This is a genomic window from Jatrophihabitans sp., assembly GCF_036389215.1.
GTDB lineage: Bacteria > Actinomycetota > Actinomycetes > Mycobacteriales > Jatrophihabitantaceae > Jatrophihabitans_A.
Map to the genome: position 1 here is coordinate 1 of NZ_DASVQG010000145.1, position 5,484 is coordinate 5,484.

Annotated in this window: 5 protein-coding genes; 1 reads left to right on the forward strand and 4 read right to left on the reverse strand. The window is 71.2% G+C overall.

What is annotated here, in order from left to right; translation table 11 throughout:
* The 3 genes from VF542_RS07285 to VF542_RS07295 form a co-directional block, all read right to left on the reverse strand.
* The coding region (locus VF542_RS07285) for a biotin/lipoyl-containing protein (protein ID WP_408651034.1) at positions 1–825 on the reverse strand (825 nt) is incomplete at its 3' end.
* A 72-nt stretch (positions 826–897) separates the two neighbouring features.
* Positions 898–2,301, reverse strand: coding sequence for a dihydrolipoyl dehydrogenase (gene lpdA, locus VF542_RS07290; protein WP_408651035.1), 1,404 nt, complete (start codon positions 2,299–2,301; stop codon positions 898–900).
* A 166-nt stretch (positions 2,302–2,467) separates the two neighbouring features.
* On the reverse strand, positions 2,468–3,952 hold the full coding sequence (locus tag VF542_RS07295; RefSeq protein WP_408651036.1) for a leucyl aminopeptidase: 1,485 nt from the start codon (positions 3,950–3,952) through the stop codon (positions 2,468–2,470).
* A gap of 110 nt (positions 3,953–4,062) precedes the next feature.
* On the opposite strand from VF542_RS07295, the gene gcvT reads away from it, so the two are divergent.
* On the forward strand, positions 4,063–5,172 hold the full coding sequence (gene gcvT, locus VF542_RS07300; RefSeq protein ID WP_408651037.1) for a glycine cleavage system aminomethyltransferase GcvT: 1,110 nt from the start codon (positions 4,063–4,065) through the stop codon (positions 5,170–5,172).
* 12 nt (positions 5,173–5,184) lie between these two features.
* On the opposite strand, the gene VF542_RS07305 is transcribed toward gcvT, so the two are convergent.
* Positions 5,185–5,484, reverse strand: a 300-nt coding sequence (locus tag VF542_RS07305) for an adenosylcobinamide-GDP ribazoletransferase (RefSeq protein WP_408651038.1), incomplete at its 5' end; no start/stop codon positions are given.

The following is a 5,484-nucleotide window of genomic DNA, read 5'->3' on the forward strand; positions in this document are numbered from 1 at the left end:
CAGCGAGTTCAGGTCGACCCCATGCTCGCTGGCCAGCTTGCGGACCAGGGGAGTCACGTAGGTGCCGGCGACCTCGTCGTCGTCGACCCCGGCCGGGACGGAGCTGGCCTCCCGGCCCGAGTAGTCCGACGCCGGAGCCGAGTCGGCGGCAGAAGCCGACGGTGCAGCCGGCGCGGCTGCGGCGGCCGGAGCGGGAGCGGCTGCCGGTGCCGGAGCGGCCGCGGGGGCCGGAGCGGCCGCGGGTGCCGGAGCAGCCGCGGGTGCCGAAGGAGCGGCGGGCTGCTGGGTCGACGGGCCGGCCGAGCCTGCCTCGGGTGCAGCCTCGCTGATCGGCTCGTCCGGTGCCTGCTCGTCGGTGGACTGCTCGTCCGCGGGCTTGGCCTGGGCAGCCGCTTGGGCAGCCTCAGACTGGGCAGCCTCAGACTGGGCAGCCTCAGACTGGGCGCCGTCAGACTGGGCAGCCTCAGACTGGGCGCCGTCAGACTGATCAGCCGGTTGCGCGGCAGCGGACTCATCGGCCGGCTGGTCGGCGGAATCGTCGGAGGCCGGCTGCTCAGCCTGCTGCCCGGAACTGTCCGAGGCCTCGCTGGCGTCGCTGATGACCGCCAGTTCGACGCCGATCTCGACGGTCTCGTCCTCGGCGACCTTGATGGAGGTCAGGATGCCGGAGGCCGGCGAGGGCACCTCGGTGTCGACCTTGTCCGTCGACACCTCCAGTAACGGCTCATCGGCGGCGACCTGATCGCCCTCCTGCTTCAGCCAGCGCGTAACGGTTCCTTCGGTCACGCTCTCCCCGAGGCGCGGCATGGTCACTGAGACCGGCATGTCTTCTGGCTCCTATCGTCGGTTCAGGGCGTGACGCAGCGGGCCTGGCACCGGCCCGCCGTCTTCGGCTTGTCAGTCGTGCACGTGCAACGGCTTGCCGGCGAGCAGCAGGTGAGCCTCGCCGATCGCCTCGGACTGGGTCGGGTGCGGGTGGATCAGCTGGGCGACCTCGCTGGGCAGTGCCTCCCAGTTGTAGATCAGCTGCGCCTCGGCGATCAGCTCGCCGACCCGGTCACCGACGATGTGCACGCCCAGCACCCTGCCGACAGTGCCATCGGACTGCTCGGCCACCAGCTTCACGGCGCCCTTGGTGTTCAGGATCGCGCTGCGGCCGTTGCCGGACAGGTCGTAGGTCACCGTCTTGACCTGGTCGGCGCCGAACTTCTCGACCGCCTGCGCCTCGGTGAGCCCGACCGAGGCCACCTCCGGGCTGGAATAGGTGATCCGCGGGACGCCGGCGTAGTCGATCGGCACCACCGGGAGGCCGGCGATGTGCTCGGCCACCAGGATGCCCTCGGCGAAGCCGACGTGGGCCAGCTGCAGCGTGGGGATCAGGTCTCCGACGGCGTAGACGCCTTCCACGCTGGTACGGCAGTACTCATCGACGGTGACGAAGCCGCGCTCCATCGCCACCCCGGCCTGCTCGTAGCCGAGGTCGGCCGAGGTCGGCCCACGCCCGACCGCCACCAGCAGCAGCTCCGCCTCCAGTGCCTGGCCGTCGGCCAGGTGCACCTTCACGCCGCTGTCGGTGTGCTCGACGCGCTCGAATCGGGCACCGAGCTTGAAGCCGATGCCGCGCCGCCGGAAAGCCCGCTCGAGCATCTTGGAATTGGCCTCGTCCTCCAGCGGCACCAGGTGCGGCAGCGCCTCGACGATGGTCACGTCGGCACCGAAGGACTTCCAGGCGCTGGCGAACTCGACACCGATGACCCCGCCGCCCAGCACGATGGCGCTGGTCGGGACGTGGTCCAGGCCCAGCGCGTGCTCGCTGGCAATGACCCGCCGGCCGTCCAACTCCAGGCCGGGCAGCGTGCGGGAGTACGAGCCGGTGGCCAGGATGACGTTGGCGCCGGTGTAGGTCTGGTCTGCGACGGTGACCTGCTTGGGCCCGGTGAGCCGGCCCTCACCCTCGACGATGGTGATGCCACGGCTGCGGATGAGCCCCTGCAGGCCCTTCCAGTTCTTGGAGATGACGCTGTCCTTGTACTTGTGGACGCCGGCCATGTCGATGCCGTCGAAGGTGGCGTTGACCCCGAACTGCGAACTCTCCCGGGCCGCGTCGGCAACCTCGCCGGCATGCAGCAGCGCCTTGGTCGGAATGCATCCGCGATGCAGGCAGGTGCCGCCGACCTTGTCCTTCTCGATCAGCACCACCGACTTGCCCAGCTCCGCGGCGCGCAGCGCGGCGGCGTAACCACCGCTGCCACCACCGAGGATCACGATGTCGACGTTGTTCCCGGCCCCTTCGGCTGCCACGAAAATGTCTCCAAGCTCGGGGCTTGGCTGCCCCGATCGTCACCAGTGAGTCCAGTCGGCCCGGCGCGGTGCCGAACCGGCTTCCATCTTGTCACTTCGCCTTCATACCCGGGCAGCCGGGCGGGCGCTGCCCGGTGCGTGCCGTTGCGCCGGCTCGCCGCCGGAACTAGCTCTCCGCCAGCTCCGTCAGGCTGGCCACGATCGTCCGGACGATGACGCCGGTGCCGCCCTGGGAGTTGTAGCCCGACGCCGACTGCAGGAACGCCGGTCCCGCGATGTCGAGGTGGACCCAGTCCAGGCCGTCCGGAACGAAGTGCTTGATGAAGGTGCCACCCACCAGCATCGACGCCGAGCGGTCCTTGGGCAGGTTCACCACGTCGGCCACCGGCGAGTCCAGCCTGCTACGCAGCGCGGCCGGCAACGGCATCGGCCACAACGACTCGCCGGCCGCGGTGCCGGCGGCGACCACCCGGTCGCGGAAGTCGTCGCTGCCCATCACCCCGGAGATCCCGTTGCCCAGCGCCACCACCTGGCCGCCGGTCAGGGTGGCCGTCTCGATCAGGTAGTCGGGGGAGTCCTCGCAGGCCCGCAGGATGGCGTCGACCAGGATCAGCCGGCCCTCGGCGTCGGTGTTGTCCACCTCGACGGTGCGCCCGTCGCGCATCACCAGGATGTCGGAGGGCCGGTAGGACGAGCCCGACACCGCGTTCTCGGCCATCGGGACGGTGGCGGTGATCGCGATCGGCAGCTTCAGCCGGGCCGCCGCGATGATCGACTCGATGACCGCCGCCGCCCCGGCCATGTCGGACTTCATGTCTGCCATGCCGGTGTGCTTGAGGTCCAGGCCGCCGGTGTCGAAGGTGATCCCCTTACCCACCAGCGCGACCCGGGCGCGTGCCCGGGCCGGCGCGTAGCTCAGCCGGACCAGTCGCGGCGGCGTGCTGGAGCCACCACCGACCGCGAGGATGCCGCCGAAGCGCCCCCGCTTGAGCGCGCGCTCGTCGAGCACCTCCACGGCCAGCCCGGCTGCCTCGCCGTGCTCGCGGGCGTAGCTGGCAAAGGTCACCGGGTTCAGGTGATTGGCGGGGGTGTTGACCAGGTCGCGGGTGTTGTTGACGGCCTCGGTGATGATCCGGGACCGCCGGATCGCGGCCTTGGCACCGGCCTGGGCGGGCTCGGAGACCGCGATGTCGACCCGGCGCAACGGGTTCTGCTCGGCGCTGGGCTTGTATTTGGTGAACCGGTAGCCACCCAGCAGCGCGCCGTCGGAGATGGCGCCCACCAGCTCAGGGTCGGTCCCGGTGCCGATCGCCACCGCCACCCGCTTGGCCGACTGCACGCCGCGCAGTGCTGTTCCCACGCCGCGGCGTACCGCTTCGGGATCGAGGATGCCGGGTGCCCCCTTGCCCAGCCCGGCCGCGATGATCAGGGGTGTGCCGCTCTTGCCGAGTGTCGGGATCTTGATCGCCTCGTCGGCCCGGCCGGTGGCCTCGACGGCCCGCAACGCGGCCAGCAGGACGCCGCCCAGCGCGGCATCGACCCCGGCCGCGCCATCGGCCAGCGCCACGCCGTCCTCGGTGGAGACCGTCGCCACCACGATCACATCAGCGGTCAACGGTGCTGTGCCGTCGATCAAGGAAACCGAAATCATGAAGCAACTCTATGTTAAGCCGCCGACGCTCCTGGTTAGCCCGTCCGACACCGGTAGACGCGGCCGTGACGCGGCTGCGGTCCGGCCAACGGGATCGGTACGGTTGCGCCATGACTGAGCTGCGCCGTTCACCGTTGCACGACCGCCACGTCGCTCTCGGGGCCAAGATGGCTGACTTCGGTGGCTGGCAGATGCCCATCGAATACGGTGCCTCCGGAGGCGGCGTGGTCGCCGAGCACACCGCCGTCCGGACGTCCGTCGGCATCTTCGACGTCTCGCACCTGGGCAAGGCCACCGTCGCCGGCCCCGGCGCCAGGGACTTCGTGAACTCCTGCCTGACCGCTGACCTGGGCAAGATCGGTCCGGGGCAGGCGCAGTACACCTTGTGCTGCGCCGAGGACGGCGGCGTTGTCGATGACGTCTTCAGCTACCTGGTCAGTGACGAGCAGGTGTTCCTGATGCCCAATGCCGCCAACGCCGACGAGGTGGTCGGGCTGCTCGCCGCCGCCGCGCCCGACGGGGTCACGGTGACCAACCAGCACGAGGACTTCGCGGTGCTGGCGGTGCAGGGACCGAAGTCGCCGCAGGTCCTGCAGGCCTTGCACCTGCCGGTGGAGCTCGACTACGTCAGCTTCGTCGACACCGACTTCGACGGCCGGCCGGTGCGAGTCTGCCGGACCGGCTACACCGGCGAGCACGGTTACGAGCTGATCCCGTCCTGGCAGGACGCGCCGGCGCTCTGGGACGCGCTGGTGGAGGCGGCCCGCGGCCTCGGCGGCATGCCGGCCGGCCTCGGCGCCCGCGACACCCTGCGGACCGAGATGGGCTACCCGCTGCACGGCCAGGACCTCACCCGACAGATCAGCCCGGTACAGGCCGGCTCCTCCTGGGCGGTGGGCTGGCAGAAGCCGGCATTCTGGGGCCGCGAGGCGCTGCTGGCCGAGAAGGCGGCAGGCCCGGCCCGGCGGCTGCGCGGCCTGCTGGTCACCGACCGGGGGGTACCGCGCGGGCACATGAACGTCCTGGACGCCGACGGCGCCGTGATCGGTCAGACCACCTCGGGAACGTTCTCCCCGACCCTGAAGCAGGGCATCGCCCTGGCGCTGATCGATTCCGGCGCCGAGCTGGGCGAGTCCGGCGAGGTGTCGATCGAGGTCCGCGGACGCAAGCTGGCCGCCCGGGTGGTGAAGCTGCCGTTCGTGCCCTCCCACGTCCGGTAGCGGAGGCGGTGCTCAGGTGGTGCTCAGCGCCAGCAGTGCCACCGCGGTCGCCAGCTCGCACGCCGCTCCGAGCACGTCCCCGGTGATGCCGCCGAAGCGGCGCACGCACTGCCAGGCCAGCAGCGCCGCCACCGTGAGGCCCAGGAGCACCGCCAGTGCCGCCCTGATCCAGTGCGCCCATAGCCAGTTCGAGCCCGGCGAGAGCTGGCCCGCGATCCCGCCGCCCGCGGCCATCCCGAGTGCCCACGCCGCGCAGGCCGGCACCGGCACGGTGCCGGCCACCAGGGCGCCCAGGCCGTCGGGACGGGCCGG

Coding starts and splice junctions, on each gene's coding strand:
- VF542_RS07295 (WP_408651036.1), bottom strand. CDS start 3,952: ATGATTTCGGTTTCCTTGATCGACGGCACAGCACCGTTGACCGCTGAT.
- gcvT (WP_408651037.1), top strand. CDS start 4,063: ATGACTGAGCTGCGCCGTTCACCGTTGCACGACCGCCACGTCGCTCTC.